Annotated in this window: 19 protein-coding genes; all 19 read right to left on the reverse strand. The window is 65.5% G+C overall.

Annotation, left to right across the window (positions count from 1 at the left end):
• Positions 1-2,450 (reverse strand): phage portal protein (locus VGL40_07980; protein ID HEY3315193.1); only part of this gene is annotated, 2,450 nt, incomplete at its 3' end.
• Positions 2,434-4,155, reverse strand: a complete 1,722-nt coding sequence (locus VGL40_07985; GenBank protein HEY3315194.1) for a hypothetical protein — start codon at positions 4,153-4,155, stop codon at positions 2,434-2,436. The genes VGL40_07985 and VGL40_07980, both read right to left, overlap by 17 nt.
• The gene (locus VGL40_07990) at positions 4,139-4,591 is read right to left on the reverse strand and encodes a hypothetical protein (GenBank protein ID HEY3315195.1); all 453 of its coding nucleotides are present in this window, start codon (positions 4,589-4,591) and stop codon (positions 4,139-4,141) included. The genes VGL40_07985 and VGL40_07990 overlap by 17 nt, the downstream gene beginning before the upstream one ends.
• Positions 4,592-4,772: 181 nt before the next feature.
• The gene (locus VGL40_07995) at positions 4,773-5,240 is read right to left on the reverse strand and encodes a sigma factor-like helix-turn-helix DNA-binding protein (GenBank protein ID HEY3315196.1); all 468 of its coding nucleotides are present in this window, start codon (positions 5,238-5,240) and stop codon (positions 4,773-4,775) included.
• Positions 5,241-5,252: 12 nt separating this feature from the next.
• On the reverse strand, positions 5,253-5,576 hold the full coding sequence (locus VGL40_08000; protein ID HEY3315197.1) for a hypothetical protein: 324 nt from the start codon (positions 5,574-5,576) through the stop codon (positions 5,253-5,255).
• A gap of 13 nt (positions 5,577-5,589) precedes the next feature.
• Positions 5,590-6,042: a RusA family crossover junction endodeoxyribonuclease gene (locus VGL40_08005; GenBank protein ID HEY3315198.1), complete on the reverse strand. Its 453-nt coding sequence runs from the start codon at positions 6,040-6,042 to the stop codon at positions 5,590-5,592.
• Entirely contained in the window at positions 6,039-6,605 is a 567-nt protein-coding gene (locus VGL40_08010) for a hypothetical protein (GenBank protein ID HEY3315199.1), read from the reverse strand. Before VGL40_08010 ends, VGL40_08005 begins: the two co-directional genes overlap by 4 nt.
• 16 nt (positions 6,606-6,621) lie before the next feature.
• Positions 6,622-6,810, reverse strand: a complete 189-nt coding sequence (locus VGL40_08015) for a hypothetical protein (protein HEY3315200.1) — start codon at positions 6,808-6,810, stop codon at positions 6,622-6,624.
• On the reverse strand, positions 6,807-8,954 hold the full coding sequence (locus tag VGL40_08020) for a ParB/RepB/Spo0J family partition protein (protein HEY3315201.1): 2,148 nt from the start codon (positions 8,952-8,954) through the stop codon (positions 6,807-6,809). The genes VGL40_08015 and VGL40_08020 overlap by 4 nt, the downstream gene beginning before the upstream one ends.
• Positions 8,951-9,679 (reverse strand): putative metallopeptidase, encoded by a 729-nt coding sequence (locus VGL40_08025; protein ID HEY3315202.1) that lies wholly within the window; start codon positions 9,677-9,679, stop codon positions 8,951-8,953. The genes VGL40_08020 and VGL40_08025 overlap by 4 nt, the downstream gene beginning before the upstream one ends.
• Positions 9,680-9,701: 22 nt before the next feature.
• Positions 9,702-9,896 carry a hypothetical protein gene (locus VGL40_08030; protein HEY3315203.1) on the reverse strand — a complete coding sequence of 65 codons (195 nt, stop codon included), beginning with the start codon at positions 9,894-9,896 and terminating at the stop codon, positions 9,702-9,704.
• The gene (gene dnaB / locus VGL40_08035; protein HEY3315204.1) at positions 9,893-11,281 is read right to left on the reverse strand and encodes a replicative DNA helicase; all 1,389 of its coding nucleotides are present in this window, start codon (positions 11,279-11,281) and stop codon (positions 9,893-9,895) included. Before dnaB ends, VGL40_08030 begins: the two co-directional genes overlap by 4 nt.
• A complete protein-coding gene (locus VGL40_08040; protein HEY3315205.1) occupies positions 11,256-12,101 on the reverse strand; it encodes a hypothetical protein in 846 nt (281 codons plus the stop codon). The genes dnaB and VGL40_08040 overlap by 26 nt, the downstream gene beginning before the upstream one ends.
• A gap of 12 nt (positions 12,102-12,113) precedes the next feature.
• Positions 12,114-12,596, reverse strand: a complete 483-nt coding sequence (locus tag VGL40_08045) for a DUF559 domain-containing protein (GenBank protein HEY3315206.1) — start codon at positions 12,594-12,596, stop codon at positions 12,114-12,116.
• Positions 12,586-12,726: a hypothetical protein gene (locus VGL40_08050; protein HEY3315207.1), complete on the reverse strand. Its 141-nt coding sequence runs from the start codon at positions 12,724-12,726 to the stop codon at positions 12,586-12,588. Before VGL40_08050 ends, VGL40_08045 begins: the two co-directional genes overlap by 11 nt.
• Before the next feature lie 64 nt (positions 12,727-12,790).
• Complete coding sequence (locus VGL40_08055) at positions 12,791-13,057, reverse strand: hypothetical protein (GenBank protein ID HEY3315208.1); 267 nt, start codon at positions 13,055-13,057, stop codon at positions 12,791-12,793.
• Positions 13,058-13,072: 15 nt separating this feature from the next.
• Positions 13,073-13,636 (reverse strand): transglycosylase SLT domain-containing protein, encoded by a 564-nt coding sequence (locus tag VGL40_08060; protein ID HEY3315209.1) that lies wholly within the window; start codon positions 13,634-13,636, stop codon positions 13,073-13,075.
• Entirely contained in the window at positions 13,633-14,076 is a 444-nt protein-coding gene (locus VGL40_08065) for a hypothetical protein (GenBank protein HEY3315210.1), read from the reverse strand. The genes VGL40_08060 and VGL40_08065 overlap by 4 nt, the downstream gene beginning before the upstream one ends.
• Positions 14,073-14,828, reverse strand: a 756-nt coding sequence (locus tag VGL40_08070) for a DUF5131 family protein (protein ID HEY3315211.1), incomplete at its 5' end; no start/stop codon positions are given. The genes VGL40_08070 and VGL40_08065, both read right to left, overlap by 4 nt.

Raw genomic sequence — 14,828 nt, forward strand, 5'->3', positions numbered from 1 at the left:
GGGTTGGCCTCAGCCTCGTCGAGCGTCCAGATCTGCCCGTTGGCCGCCTGGCACTCCGCGTCGTAATCGCCGTCAAAGACCTCCACCTCGTCGACCACGCCCGAATCGCGGTACCCGTCGATGGCCCCACGGTTGTAAGCCGTGCCGGATTCCGTCCTGGCGATGGTCGTTGCCCGCGAGGCCGAGAACGCGTGGCTCGATCGCAACTCCTCCGCCAGGTCGACCGCCGAGAGGCTCTCGGCTAGTCCGCGCTCGACCTCGTCCCGGATAGCCTGACGGGTGGTCTCGGTGATCGCCCACCGCCGGTCGGGGTTGTCGATGACCGTCCCGTCGGCCAGGACCCTCTTCCCAACGAGCTCGGCTGCCCGGGCCCGGGCGTACTCCTCGGCCGCCTCGGACCTGAGGTCGAACGTGCCCTGGAGCTTCAGGACCCCGAGGGCCGACTTGCCCCCCAGGGCGTGGAGTTTCTCAAGGTGTTTCTGCAGGATCGGCATCGCCCCGGTCACCCACCGGCTCCAGTTATAGGAGCCGACGGCCGCTTGGGCCGACTCGGCCGCGGCAACATGATCGGCGAGACGATCTCCCTCCTCGGCGAGGAAGCCCGCCAAGTCCTTGGCCAGGGCCCGCCGGAGCTTGATCAGGTCACGGGGCCGCGGCATGTCCTGGCGCCTGACGGCCGCCTTGGTGAACACGTCTCGGACGTCGGCCACGGTCGCAGCCCCGGCCAGGTCGGCCATGATGGCCGCCTTAACCCCGTCGGGGATTATCGCCGACGCGAACTCGCAGGCCGCCTTGCGTCCATCACGCAGGCGGCCCAGTGATTTGCGTTCCCATTTCTTCAGCTCGCCAGCCAGGGCCGCCTTGACAACCTCGACCGGCGGCTCTGCCTTGTCGCCCTTCTCGGGCTTGGGCTCTTCGGCCGGCTCGTCGTCGGCTTTCGGCTCGGGGCCTTTGGGTTTGCCTCCCGGCTCCTGGCCACCAGGTTGCAGCGCCCCGGGGAAGGCCGGCGGCAGAGTTGGCTCCGGACGCCCCTCCTCCTGGCCGGCCAAAAGGTCGGGCAGAAAGTACAGCGTGGCGCCGGCGAGGACCATCGGAGTATCCACTCCGACCGGCTCGTTGCCGTGCTCCATGAGGATTTGGTCGAGTGTGGCCTGGCCCGAGAAGAGTCGTGCCGTGTCCGTCTCGACCTGTTCCTTCTCGTCCTCCTCGGCCAGGCTCGTCCAGTTGAACTCCAGCTCGGGATGGCCGAACCAGTTGGCGATGATGTCGTTGAAGATTTCGGCCAGCCACTTGGCCGTGGGCCGCAGGCTCTTCCGCTTGGTGACCGCTTCCTGGTGCTCGCCGAACCCAGCCCCACCGAGACCGGACTTCGGATAAAACCCGATCTCCATCGGCTGGACATCCATGAGCCCGCAGGTCTTCTCGATCAGGTGCCGGGCGAAGGTATCGTCGAAGTTGAACGGCTTGACCGGGATATAGGTACTGCCATTGGGAATCAGGTGAAACTGACGCAGGGCCTTCGGGTTGCCGGCCAATTCGGCGTTGATGTACTCGTTGAACTCCCGGATCTGCTCTAGCGTCCACCCCTCGGGCGAAGTGAAGAACCCCTCAGGCATCGACCCGTCGGTGAAGTAGGCCGTGGTCCAGAGCTGGAACCTCAGCGCCTCATTGACGTGGACGAGGACCTGTTCGATGTGGGAAAAGCCGTAGGGCGTCGTGTTCCGCCTCGTCCGGGGTCGGTAATAGAGTTCGTCCGCGGTGAACTCGGTGACGGGTCGGCCGTGGATGTACTGGTTGTAAGCCGGCAGCGGGGGAATTGGGACACGGCCGTCGAGGCCGAGGAGTGGCTTGATCGTCGAACCGTCGATCCGCTCCAGGGAGAGCAGCTCGCCGTTCATCTTGCGACGGGGGTAGATTGTCATCCAGTCACCGACGAAGTGGTCCTCGAGGAGGGCCGACACCCAGTCCGAGAACGCGGTCAGGCCCCGGCGGATCCATTTGCCGTCGACCTTGGCCATGTAGGCCTCGGGGGACTCAATGAAGGCCTTGATACCAGCGATCTGGTCGGCGTGCTCATCCCGAACCTGCTGGCTCTTCCGCCGGTTCTTCTCCTTGGGGACAACGTCCCATTCGAGGGAGGCGATCTCGTTCTTCCGAATCTCGATGCACCGGCGGAGAAGGTCGTAGCTATCCGCCAGGGTCCGCAGCATCTGGGCGTCGACCCGGCCCTCGCCGGCCGTCCCTGGGATGTTCCAGCCCGCCCGATACTGATACTGCCGTGGTTCGCCGCCGAGGGGGTAGGGCTGCGGAGCGGCGCCCGGGCCGAGCTGCGCACCGGGGTCGCCCTGGGGGCTCAGAGCGTACTCCTCGGCCATGGTGACAGGCTGGCCACCGCGGGCTGCCTTCACGACGGCGGTTGCCCGCCGGCCGATCTCATCCCACCACGCCATCCTTCACCGCTCCTCCCTGGGTCTCGCGTTGCTGTTTGTAGAAGTCGAGCAAGGCCGGCCGACCCGGCCGCCGCCGCTGTCTTATCTCGAGCATGATGCCTGCCGCTATGACCCGGTCGTCCTTCGCCCCGCCGGGCTTGCCCTTGCCGGTGGCCTCGGCCTTGCCCTTGGCGTTCCAGGCGAAGGTCATCATCTCGCCCAAGAGCCCCGAACCATGGATCTTCCACCAGCCGTCCCGGACGGCTTCCTGGAGGGCCGTGATCATGAGCGGCCTGGTCTGAGCCGTCGTCGGCCAGCCGGGCCGCTCTACGTTTGTCCCCGCCTTGTCATCCCAGTCGTCGTGGAAGTACAGGTTCGGGTATTTCGTGTAGTTGACCAGGGTGTTCAGCACCGAGTGGCCGTGGTTATTGCGCTCCACCCCGAGGAGGGCGTTATTGAACCAGCGGCCCAGTCCGTCGAGCTTGCGGGCGAAGAGGTCGTCGTCGAAGTGGCCGTGGATCTCGGCCGCCTGCTCCCCGGTCTCGTGGTCACAGACCTCGCCAGCGGAGTAGTCGCCCTCGGGCAGCCCCTCAGCGACATCGGCGCCGAGGTCATAATCGTGACCTTCGTCCGGGGCGATGAAGACCTCGACCTCACCGTTCGGATCCGGCTTGACCCGCCAAGGCCCTGAAGGGTTGTCCGGGCTTGGCTCGACAGTGAACCTCTCCCCTGGTTTGCAGTTATGCCGCATGGTCTGGAGCTTGATCACGTTGAACACCGGCCGGCCGGAGGTGATGAACGACTCGTCGAGGTTCGACGGGTACTCTTGGTGGAAGATGGCGAGGTCGCCGCCGCAGAGGTTCTCGATCGCCCAGCGGCGCCAGATGAGCTGCTCGTCCTCAAGGTTGTAAGCGTTGTTGAGAGCCTGCTCCTCCTCATCAAGGACGAGGCGGCCCTGGCCCAGGAACTCGGCCCCGTCCTCCCGGCCCATCCGGTACTCGGCCGCCTCGAACCACGGGAAGAAGAGGATGATCCACTCGCTCTCACCCTCCCTGGCCGCCATGACCGTCTCATACCAGTGGCCGCCGACCCCGTTCGCCGTCGACTCACCGACGACCATGGTCCCCGGCATGTTGGGGACGGCCTGCAAGAGGCCATCGATCAGGGTCTTCGGGTCGTTATAGAACGCCCACTCGGACAAGTGGACGTTATGCAGCGTCTTCGACCGGCCGATCTTGACGTTCCTGGCCGAGGCGACGCGGATCCGCGACCTGAGCCCGGGCTTCGACCGCCGTTCCCACTCGTGGGGGTTTTCGAACCACAGCTCGGCGCGGTTCGAATACCGCTTCATCGGCCTCAGCGCCAGGGGCAACTCGTCATAGAACAGCCTGGTCATCTCGAAGAGCTCCTGGGCGGGGTCATCTTCGTGGGCGATGATCAGGCTGTTGATGTTCTTGTGGGTCACCGTGTTCTGGAAGATCAGGCCCTCGGTGATGGTCGAGATCCCAAGCTGCCGGGCCTTCGGGACGAGGATCCGGACCGGCCGCCTCAGCTCTCTGATTTCAGCCACCTTGGTAAGGAGCTTCTGCTGCGCGACGTTGGGGAAGAGGGAGACGATCGGCGCGCCCGGTTGCTTTATCTTGATCTTGAGGAGCCGCGGGATGTAGTACCCCGGGTCGTCCTTCAGCCGGCGGAGGAGCTCCCTGTCCTTATCCGTCGCCGTCATCGAGCTTCTCCAGGGCCTCCTCGAGCGTCCCGCCGCCGGTCCCCTCGAGGGCGCCTGAGAACCGGAGCTTCGTGGCCACCGCATGTCGGATCTCCCTGGCCACGGCGAGCTTGTCCCCGAGGTCGAGATGGATCCTCTGGCCGTCCTTGTCGACCTTCTCACCCTCGTAGTGTTGGCGGAGATCCTCAATCAGGTGGTCCAGGAGCTCGAGGTCCTTGGGGATCGACTTCTTGATGTGTTCCTGGACGGCGGCCTTCGTGGCGTCTCGCCGCTCGGCCCGGACCTGCTTCAGCCAGCAGGCCACGCCCTTGTGGCTGACGTCGACCCCATCCTCGTCCTTGAGGATGCGGGCGATTTCGCGGCTCGACTTGGTCAGGCTGAGCTCCGTGACCTTGGCGCCAAGGCCATGCCGGTCTATCTTCGAGATGCTGGCCATCGGAACTCACCCCTCCCCCCGGCTTGTTACGTTACGGTGACCCCAAAGGTGTAACGGCGTAACAGACACTCCGCCCACCCCAGAAAAGTCCCCTCACCCTATGCCGTCCCCCCGCAGACAAAGCACAAAAGCCCAGCCAGAATGACCTAGCCGGGCTTCTTCTTGTCTGCACCCCCCTGCCCTACCCGACCTTCGTCTTGGCCCGGTCGAGAAAGACCTGGACTGACTGCCGGGTGATGCGGAGGGTCCGCGCGATCTCGCTCTTGTCGAGTCGTTCGACGTGATACATGAGATAGACCTCACGCTCTCGCCGGCTGAGTCTCTTTAGGTGCTGCATGGTCTCCTTGCTGACCGGGCTGGATGGCTGCCAGAGCGGCCGCCCCTTTTCGAGGACATTGTCCGAGGCCACCGTGACCCGAGGTTGAACTCGGACCTCGCCTGGGTACCCATGCCTCAGCCAGGCCAGGCCATAGGCCACGTCTCCGGCCATGCCACTCAAGAGCTTGAGGTCCTCGACCTCCTCGGTATGGTCCTCGTCGGGAGACATCTCGATGCGGCTTCGGGCCCTCGCGGTCGCCGTGACTACGCAGCGGAGGCTGTGTCGGTAGGAGTCTATGAGGTTCCGCTTCCAGTCCGGGATCCGTGGCATCCTGCCCCTCCGTCACTTGCGACGTTTGCGCGGCCACCGCGTGTGGGTCAGCTTCTCCGAGCTTGCCAGAGCCTCGGCGACCTCCCTCGCGTCGCACCCCGCGCAGGCCCTGGCCATGGCCCGGTCTATTTGACGTGCAATGTCTCGCCCGCCCGGTCTCGGCGGCGGGGACGGCGCTGGTGGATCCGGGACCGGGCCAGGGGCAGCCGCGGCGACTGAGGCTGGGAATGGATCCGCCTCGAGCGCCCGGGTCCCGGCGAGGGTCCGCAGCATATCGGCTCCGACGAAACCGACGAGGAGGCCGATGGCCAGGCCGGCGACCAGTCCCATGAGCACCACGCCCGCCCCCTCATGCGAAGAGTCGCTCCTGTTGCTCGTCAAGGCAGCGGATCACGACTTCGACCCGGGGCGGTTCGCCGTACCACTTGCCGGACTCGCCCGGGTCGACCACCTGGCTGTCGTCCCGCCAGATGATCTGGTTGAGCGAGTCCTCGACAGCCCAGAAGAGATTCTTCCAGTCGGGCTTCGTCGTCGGGCGGATGACGCCGGCAAGGGCGAGCTGCCGCTTCTTGGCTGAGAAGCTCTTCGGGACCATCCGGAACTCCTTGACCGTGAGGCTGATCGCTCCCTCCAGGAGGGCCGGCCGCCGGACCTGCAGGGCCTTTTCACGGATCAGGGTCTTATAGCCCCGGGACTTCTTCTGCTCATAGACCTTGGCATGCCCGTTGACCACGCAGGCACCTGTCCGCTGCTGGCCGACTGCCTGACCTTCGACCGTGAACCTGATCTCCCGGGCGTTCATGATGCGCTCGCCGGGACGTCGGCGACGTAGATGTCGACCTGGACGTCCCCATCCGTCTCCGAGAGCAAGGCGGTCAGGGGCTGGAGCTTCTTGTGCAGAGCGGCCGCCGGCATCCGCCGCTTGATCGAGAACTTCCAGGTCGAATCGGCGGGCCGGACGGGGACGGCTGGAGCGGGGCCCGGGGCCGGGACTGGGGCCGGTGGCGGGGCGGCCGGTTGAGACGGTGGCTGCTGGGCCACGCTCCTGGCCACCATGCCTCCGAGGGCCCGGCGGTTCACCGGCTCAGGCGCTGAGGCCTGCACAGTCACGGGCGGCTCGACCCCCATGATAGCCGCCATCGCGCCCTGGCGGGCCGCCGCGGCTCGTTTCTTCCCGGCCCCGCCGGACGGGTTACCCGGGATTCCGAGAAACCGGCGGACCTGGATCACGGTCATCTGGGCAACCTTGAATCGCGTGGAGACGTCCTTGAGCGGCAACCCCCGCTTGAGTGCGGCCTCCATCGTTTCCCCGTCCTTCGTCCTCTGGGCGTACTCGGCGAGCTTGTCCTCGGAGAGCTTGACCATGATCTCCCTCCTCGGGTCAGTTCTTCGACCGGACGGCCAGCTCGACCAGCCCGATGACCGGGACCAGCTTGGCCACCGGCTGGAGTTCGACCAGGGTGGCCCGGGCGGCCGGCCGGAGCTTGTCGAGGGCCACGTTCAGGGCGGCGCTCACGGTCGTGGCCGGCTGATCGGTGACGACGACGACCTTGGCGAGCATGAGGTTCATCCGGCGGCCTCCCCTCGGCACTGCCGCTTGTACTCGGGGTTGCGCCGGCAGTCGTTTCGGATGCCGCAGTCGCTGCACTTCAGGGGCTTGTCCTCGTCATCGGCCTGGCCGTCGACCGCGGCCTCCTGGGCGGCGGGCTCGACGTCGTTGGGGCAGTGGTCGCAGTCGTCCCGGTCGCAGGTGTCGCACTCGATCTTTTGCGGTCTCTCGGTGACGGCCGCTGCGGGGCCCTCGGCCTGATAGGAGTTGCACGTGCTCCGGACAGCGCAGGTCTTGCACTCCCGGCGCGGATCCCCGCACCCGTTGACCGCGGCCCGGGCGATCAGGTCAGCGTGAGACTCATGGGCCTCGGCTTTGGCCTCACGGCAGAGCCTGACGGACTCGGCACTGTTGCAGAGCGGGCGGGTCGGGCAGGTTTCGCATCCGAGGCCTTCTCGGTTCACTTGACCGGGAGGCTCTTTGGCCTGGTCGCTTGCGAGGCCCTCTGGGTCGGAGTCGGCCCGGCAGGCCTCGACGTCATCATCGTTCGCCTTCTTGTCTTCGTTCGGGACGCAGCTCACCGGCGACGCCGGCAGGCTATTCAGGAGGTCGTACCAGCGCGGTCTCAGCTCGCGGCGCATCATAACGGCATCCGAAGCCACGACGACCAGGACGCGACTCTTGCCGAGGGCCATGGCCACGCGCTGGATGAGGCTTCCGGAACCCGTCGCGCCCCTGTGTATCTCGGCGCAGTAATAGACGGGCGCCACCGGCGGGACATCGCTCACGGTCAGGCTCTCCAAGTTGACGGACCCGGCTTTGAACTCGAACATCGGATCCAGCTCAAATTCCGCGGACCGGCCCGAGCAAGAGCTGAAGGTGACTCCCTCCCCGACCAGTTCGACGTAGACGTGCTCCATGGTCGCCGGCATGTTCGAGGCCCCCAGCTTCGACCGCTCCTCGAAGTGCTTGAGCAGATCGTGGAGAGGCAGATAGCACTCCCGACGGAACTCGAAGTCGCCCCACTTGGCGAGATCGTCTTCAGCCGCCCAGGCGGCCTTTCCGAGTCGCTGAGCGAGACGGACATCGATGTTCTCGATCGGAGGCGCCGGCGGCACGTTCTTGGGCGGCCGCTCCGTATTGACCTTGGGCTTATCCTCCCTGGCCTTCTTGGCCTCAGCCTTCTTCTGCTCTTCTTCCTTGGCCTTGGCCGCCTCAGCCAAGGGCTTATAAGCGGCATCCTGTTTGCGCTTCCAGCACTCGGGGTTGATGCACCGGAGTTCGGCCTTGGGCCTTGTGTCCCATGGCCTGCCGGCTTCGACGACGTACGGGCACCGGCCCGATTTAGGATTCCGAAGGCACTCGGCGCCGGCATCGAAGCAGGCCTCGTAGGGCTTCCAGCCGAGGCTGACATCCCCCGGCTTAACACGGGCCAACGACTGTCCTTGGTGCCAGATGATATTGTCGACGACCTGCTGGGCGCCGGCCACCGAGACCTCACCGCCGGCCATCTTCTTCACGGCCTCGTCGAAGAGCGGCCCCGGCTTACCCCGCTCCGGCAGCAACTTGAGCAAGGCCATGCCATGGCCGGCCGTTATTTGACGTGCAATGATCTTGTCCTGGACGTCCTTCGGGAGCCGCAGGAGCCGGAGCCGGTTCGCCACCTGGCTCTGGCTGATCCCGATCCGCTTGGCCACCTGCTGCTGGGTCATCTTGCAGACCTCGACGAGTTGCCGGAACCCCTCGGCTTCCTCGATCGCCGAGACGTCCTCGCGCTGGAGGTTCTCGACGACCTGGCACTCGACGACCTCGGCCTCGGTCATTTCGGCCACCATGGCCGGGACCCCCTCGAGGCCGGCGGCCCGGGCGGCCCGAAGCCGGCGCTCGCCGGCGACCAGGCGGTACCGCCCGTCGTCCCGGGCAGCGACCAGGATGGGCTGCAGGACGCCGTGGGCCCGGATTGAGGCCTCAAGCTCGGCCATCTTCTCCGGGTCGAACGACTTGCGGACGTTCGAGACGACCTCGATCTCGTCAAGCCTGATGACCGACCTGGCCGTGGGCACCTCCGGCATCACGAACGGGTCGACGGGTGCCGGCTTGTCTTTGAGGGCCCTGAAGACCTCGAGCGGGTCTGCGGCTCGGGGCTTGTCTTCCTCAGGCATCATGCCGACCCACCCCCAGCGACGTCGCCGACAGCCGGCCTTGGGACGAGCCCCTTGATGCCCATGCCGCTGGCTGACTGCCACTTGTGGTCACGTTCCCGCCGCCGCGGCCGATCGGCCGGGACCTCGGGCGCCTCGGGAGGTTCGGGATCCGCCGGCGCCTCAGCCGGGGCGGCCGCCGCCGGCCCGGGCTCGACCGTCAAGGTCACGCCCTCCGCCTTGAGGTCCTCGATGACCTCGCCGATGGTCATTTGCGGGCCCCGGGCCCTCGACCAGTCGAAGTCGGGCGAGAGCAAATCAGGCAGGACCCGCTGGGTCGTCGCCCAATCGGCGCCGATGGCCGCGGCCACCTGGCCCCACTCCTCAACGTCATGCTTGGCCAGCGAGCCGTCAGAGGCGATGTGCTTCAGCTGGTGGTACACGAGCAGGATCCGCTGCTCCCTCGAGAAAGACTCGACGGCATCCTGGAAGATCTCGATGACATAGCTCTTGTTGGTCATCCACTGGATCAGCGGCGACAGCTTGCGGGTCGTGGCGTACTTGGTGACCTTCTTCTTTGGCCGGCTCAGGAGCTTGGCCAGGCTGACTCGCCGGGTCGAGACCGACTTCTTGGCCGTGTTCTCGACGAAGGCGATTGAACCGACCGGGGCATGGCGCAGCTCGGGCATCCTCTCGTACAGGGCCCGGGCGATGTCCTCGTAGAGCTCGGCTGGCTGGTAATCTGGCATCTCGGTCACTCCTCTCGGTTGATCATCCGCGGCGGGCCGGCCAGGCCGACCCCCGTTGCTGTCTCAGTTCTCTCCGGCGGATCATGAGCTCGTTGAGTCGTTTGAGCGTGTCCTCGAGGTAGAGCGGCTCCCAGATCGGGCGATCGGCCGCGAGTTCGAGGACGGCGTTGTCCACCTGTGTCAGGGTCAGCGAGTCGGCCATCACGGTCGCGTTCATTCGGTTGGCCTCTCTTCATACCACTTCTTGGGCTTCGGGTGGAGTCCGAAATCCGTCTGTCGAACCGACGGGGGCTCGGGGGTTCTGCCGTGGGTCTCAAGATTCGCGAAGGTCGCGTACTCGGGGAGCCACTTGAGCTTGATCGTCCCTGTGGGGCCGTTGCGGTGCTTGGCCACGATGATCTCGGCGATGCCCTTCTCGTCCGACTTCGGGTCGTAGTACTCGTCGCGGTAGATGAACAGCACGACATCGGCGTCCTGCTCAATGTTGCCCGATGATCTCAGGTCGGCCAGCCCTGGCCGGTGCTCCTTGAAGTCCCTATCGACCCGCCTGTTCAACTGGCTGAGGACCATGATCGGCACGTTGAGTTCGCGGGCGGTCTGCTTGAGGGTCCGAGTCATCCGGCCAATGAGGGTGTCAAGGTTGTCTCCTCGTTCGGGTTTGTCCGCCAGGAGGCCGAGGTAGTCGATGGCCACGAGGCCAAGGTCCGGGTGCCGCCCCTTCATCCGTCGGGCCCAGGCCCGCACGTCCGTGGTTGTCATTCCCCCGCGGTCGACGATGATCAAGGGCTTGAGGTCACCCAGGCGGGCGATGGCCTTGTTGATCTCGACCCAGTCGGCTTCGGTCAGGGTGCGGTTTCGGAGCATCGCCGTAGGGATCCGGGCCTCGGTCGCGAGCAGCATGTCCACCTGCTGATCGAGCGACATCTCCAGGCTGAAGAAGAGTGCCGGCTTCTTCGTGGCCACGTGGCGGATGATGGCCCGGGCCAGGGACGTCTTCCCCATCGACGGCCTGGCCGCCAGGACCACGAGGTCCCCCGGGTGGAGGCCGGACAGGACGACGTCGAGATCCAGGAATCCGGTCTTGAGTGCGTCGGTCTGCCTCTCCTCGTATGCCTGGAGCCGGTCCCCGATGACGTCTACAAGCCGGCGCGGTTCCTCGGTCAGGGCCTCGTCCTGGCTGAGCTTCAGGAGCTCCTGCTGAACGGTGTCAAGGTGGGAGTGAATATCGTCAGCTTCGGCCAACTTGGTCGGCCCACTCCGGTACACGGCCGAGAGACGTCTGGCGACACAGGTGTCTCGAACGAGCTTTGCATAGTCGGCCACGTTCGCGGTCGTGGGTACCGCGGCGGCCAGGGCGGTCAGGTAGGCAATGCCCCCGATCTCCTCAAGCTGGCCCCGCTTCGTGATCTCGTCGGTCAGGGTGATCAGGTCAACGGCGGACCCGCGATCCCTGACCTCGGTGATGGCCGAGAAGATTTCCCGGTGGACCTCGCGGTGGAAGTGATCGGGACGAAGAACCGCGGTCACCTGGTCGATGGCCCCCGCGTCGATGATCATGGAGCCGAGTACGGCTTGCTCAGCCTCGAGGTTTTGGATCTGCATCGATCGGCTCCCCCTGCTGCATCCACCGGCGTTTGGCCTCTTGGAGCTGGGTTTCATTCGGGCCGGGTGAGCGTTGGGCTTTCCGGTTCACTTGGGGTCCGGAACCCCCAGCCGCGGCGACCTCAGAGCTGGCGGCCAGTTGATTTATGCCGGGCAGGAAGTAGGCGAAGCCGTTGATCTCCTTGCCGGGATTCTTTGCCCTGACCTCGCGCATGTAGGCGATAATGCCCTCGGGGGGCATAACCTTCAAGGCCGCGACCACCGCTTGGTAGTCATTGTTGGATGTTTGGAGGTGGCTGCCCCTGACCTTGACAAACTCAGTCATGACCTCTCCGACCCCGGGCGGGTCCGGCGTGACCCTCACCCCTGGAGGAGTAGTAGTAATAATCTCTTTATCTACTTCTACTCTTAGGGCGTTACTGGGCGATACAGGGGCGTTACTAGGGCGCTTCCTCGCGTTACGGGAGCGTGTCACCCTCTCTTTAACCCTCTCTGGCTGGTCGGATGGCTTCTTCTTGTTTCGCTTTAGAAAGTTGATGAAGGTGATGTCGTATCCCGTTTTGGGGTCAGAATTGAAGGCGACAATGCGCAGTTTTTGGAGCGCTTCCAAGACATGTAACGCCTGTATCGCGTTACGCTTTTTGACCCCGCAGGCCCCGAGGAGAACCTCCTCGGGCATCCCCGAGATGACCCCGGGGGTCGACTCGCCGGCCGCCCGGCAGAGTAGCTTGAACCAGACCCGGAACTGTTTGTCGGTGAGGGTCTCGAGCTTCTCGTCATGACCGGCCTCGACCCACATCTTGAACCAGGGTAATGGCATGCTCTGGACCCCCTAAGTCTGGGACTCTTGGCAGAGGCCCCTAAAATGTCTGAGGGCCTCCGAAGCGCACCCTTGCGGGTCCTTCCAGATTTCCGAGCCGGTAAAGTGGAGGACGTGGTGTCCGGCCTCGAGAAGGTGGCGGTCCCGCTGCCGGTCGCGGGCGGCTTGCTCCTTGGTCCGTTCGTGGAAGTCGTGGCCGTCACACTCGATGGCCAGGCTGGGCCCCTTGCCGTCAGCGAAGGTCATCCAGAAGTCAACCCGATAGGTGCCGTGCTGCGTTTCCAGTTCCTTCTGAGAAACAATCATGGTGATCCTTGGGAACGATCCCACCAGGGCCGCGACCAGATAGATGCCCAACAGCATCTCGATTGGAGACTCACATTTGGATACGGCTTCCCCAAGCCTGAGCACGAGAGCTTTGGCCAGCTCGAGGACGGCGTCCCTGATCTTCTGGTCCGTCGTCCCCAAGAACTCCCAGATGCGGTCATCTTCCACCCCGGCTCCACCTCCCATCGTCTTGATCCTGGTCCCCTGGCGGCTCCCTGGCCCGGCTGATGGTCACCATGGCCACGACGGCCAGGGCCCCGAAGTAGATCACGAAGGCCAGGAACTTGAGCCCGACCATGGTCCCCACTCCCTCTCTTGGCAGGCTTGTCCAGTCCAGATGGGCGCAAAAAAGCACGGCCCTCTCAGGACTCAATCCATGCCCTGATAACCGTGGCCAGGCCGACCGGGACCAGTATGAGGCTCGCGAGGACCGCCCAGAAGATGTCACCGACGGGCAGGAGGCCATCGAGAGCCTTCGCCCCAAACTGGGCGCCGACCAACGCGGTCACCGCACCGCAGATGAACGTGGTTGCGGAGGCCAGGATCGAGTCGCCGGTGGCCGGCTTGACCGCCGACTTGACGCCGATCCGTGGTCGATGGATCTGGACGTCGAGCCTGTGGCTTCTCACCGGTAGAACCCTCCCTCAATCGTCCGCGTCCGCCTGGAGCACGGCGGCGCTGTACTCGCTCCTGGACCCCCGGCCCACGTCCCTGGGGCCCTCGTTGTAAGCCACCAGGCCGGCGGTGAGCCCGAACCGCGCCACCATCTCGGCGAGGTACCGGCAGCCGGCCTCGATGTTGTACTCAGCCTCCGTCAACCTCGCGGGGTCGAACCCCATCGCCGCGGCCGTCCCGGACATCACCTGCATGAGCCCTACCGCGCCCGACCGCGAGACGGCGCCCGGATCCCAGTCGCTCTCGATCTCAATCACCCGGCAGACGAGAAGAGGGTCCAGGCCGTACCGCTCGCTCACCGCCAGGACCGCCATCCCTACGTCCGCCGGCAGCCCGTGACTCGTGGCCGCCTGGAGGACGGTGAGCGTGACCTCCATCCTAGTTGCTAAAGTCTCGGCCTCAAGGGCTAAGGACTCAGCCTCCGCTATCGTTGGCAGCGCGGCATCGTGGTTAGGTGGGGCCTGGGCGCGGGCCGGGCTGACGGCGAGGAAGAGCGCGAGGCAGGCCAGGCTGAGGAGCAGGCGGCGGGTCATGGCTTGCCAGCTGCGATCGTGAGCAGCCAGGCGGACAGATCACAGAAGTCCGTCAGGATGTGCCCGGCCATCTTGTACATCAGCTCCGGCCGCGGGTGTGCGTCGAGGAGGATGGCCGTCGGCTTGCCCCGGCCGATGCAGTACCCTGCTTCAAGGTGGGCACTCCGCCCGCTAGGCAGAACGAGGACGCAGGCATCGCACCAGTCGAGCGCGGCCTTGTCGAGGTCATAGGCTGCCTGGGCGATCGGATGATCCAGGGCCTCGGCAAAGTCGAGATGCGTCCATTGCTTCCAGTCCGGGTCGATTTCGCCCCAGTTGAACCCGTGGTTGCCGGGTTCGGGGTTGCGGAAGTCGTAGACCTCATGGCCGGCTGCCCGGAGAGCGGCGACGACCTCGGGCTGCCTTTTGTTGCGCCAGGAGGAGGCGACGTAGATGTTCATGGTCTCACCTCCGGCATCTCGTTGTGCTCCCGCCCGTCGAGCAGGCGGCCGGCGGCGCGTTTGCCGACCATGTAGACCGCCGTCTGGTCGCCTTGGTAGGGGCTCTTACACCAGGGCAACCATGACCGCCCCGGCAAAAGGATGTCCTCGGGCGACTGGTCCTCGGCCACCCATTCGCCCCACCCCTTGAAGTAGAACGGCACCCCCGCCGCCTGGCACTGGTCTCTGAGACCGCGAACCCAATCAGGGTGCATCGGTCGCGCCCCGGGGCCGGTCTCGCCGCCGGCGACGATCCAGTGGAGCGGCGACTTCCACGGCCGCGGGTCGGGCGTCGTCGCGTAGGCTCCGCAGAACACCTTGCCGTAACCGCCGTCCCGCTTGACCTTCTCCTGGCATTCGGGGCAGACCGCTGACTGCCAAACCAGGTCCCAATCGGCCGGTAGCCTGGGGCCGTAGTGAGTCTTGTAGCAGAACTCGCAGAGCCATGGCTGGCGGAAGTACCGGGTTGGGTCGATGGCCGACAGCATCGGCTCGACGCTGACTCCGCGCATGGCCGCCGGGGTCCGCAGCAGGAACAGGAGCCGCTTGTCGGCGTCGTCCTGGGTGGAGATGGAGGTCATAAGCACAACGTTGGGGAGGGGCCATCCATCCGCCCGCGTAGGGTCAACAACCGCCCAGTCAGGGTGCTCGGGGGAATAGTCGGTGAGAGAATCGGGATACCGAGCGAGGATGTACTCCCAAACCTTGCGCCT

This window comes from Bacillota bacterium, assembly GCA_036504675.1.
Lineage (GTDB): Bacteria > Bacillota > Sulfobacillia > JAJYWN01 > JAJZPE01 > DASXUT01.

Excerpts from the sequence above, each read along its gene's own strand:
- VGL40_07985 (HEY3315194.1), bottom strand. The coding sequence starts at position 4,155 with ATGACGGCGACGGATAAGGACAGGGAGCTCCTCCGCCGGCTGAAGGAC.
- VGL40_07990 (HEY3315195.1), bottom strand. The coding sequence starts at position 4,591 with ATGGCCAGCATCTCGAAGATAGACCGGCATGGCCTTGGCGCCAAGGTC.
- VGL40_07995 (HEY3315196.1), bottom strand. The coding sequence starts at position 5,240 with ATGCCACGGATCCCGGACTGGAAGCGGAACCTCATAGACTCCTACCGA.
- VGL40_08005 (HEY3315198.1), bottom strand. The coding sequence starts at position 6,042 with ATGAACGCCCGGGAGATCAGGTTCACGGTCGAAGGTCAGGCAGTCGGC.
- VGL40_08010 (HEY3315199.1), bottom strand. The coding sequence starts at position 6,605 with ATGGTCAAGCTCTCCGAGGACAAGCTCGCCGAGTACGCCCAGAGGACG.
- VGL40_08015 (HEY3315200.1), bottom strand. The coding sequence starts at position 6,810 with ATGAACCTCATGCTCGCCAAGGTCGTCGTCGTCACCGATCAGCCGGCC.
- VGL40_08020 (HEY3315201.1), bottom strand. The coding sequence starts at position 8,954 with ATGATGCCTGAGGAAGACAAGCCCCGAGCCGCAGACCCGCTCGAGGTC.
- VGL40_08025 (HEY3315202.1), bottom strand. The coding sequence starts at position 9,679 with ATGCCAGATTACCAGCCAGCCGAGCTCTACGAGGACATCGCCCGGGCC.
- VGL40_08030 (HEY3315203.1), bottom strand. The coding sequence starts at position 9,896 with ATGAACGCGACCGTGATGGCCGACTCGCTGACCCTGACACAGGTGGAC.
- dnaB (HEY3315204.1), bottom strand. The coding sequence starts at position 11,281 with ATGCAGATCCAAAACCTCGAGGCTGAGCAAGCCGTACTCGGCTCCATG.
- VGL40_08040 (HEY3315205.1), bottom strand. The coding sequence starts at position 12,101 with ATGCCATTACCCTGGTTCAAGATGTGGGTCGAGGCCGGTCATGACGAG.
- VGL40_08050 (HEY3315207.1), bottom strand. The coding sequence starts at position 12,726 with ATGGTCGGGCTCAAGTTCCTGGCCTTCGTGATCTACTTCGGGGCCCTG.
- VGL40_08060 (HEY3315209.1), bottom strand. The coding sequence starts at position 13,636 with ATGACCCGCCGCCTGCTCCTCAGCCTGGCCTGCCTCGCGCTCTTCCTC.
- VGL40_08065 (HEY3315210.1), bottom strand. The coding sequence starts at position 14,076 with ATGAACATCTACGTCGCCTCCTCCTGGCGCAACAAAAGGCAGCCCGAG.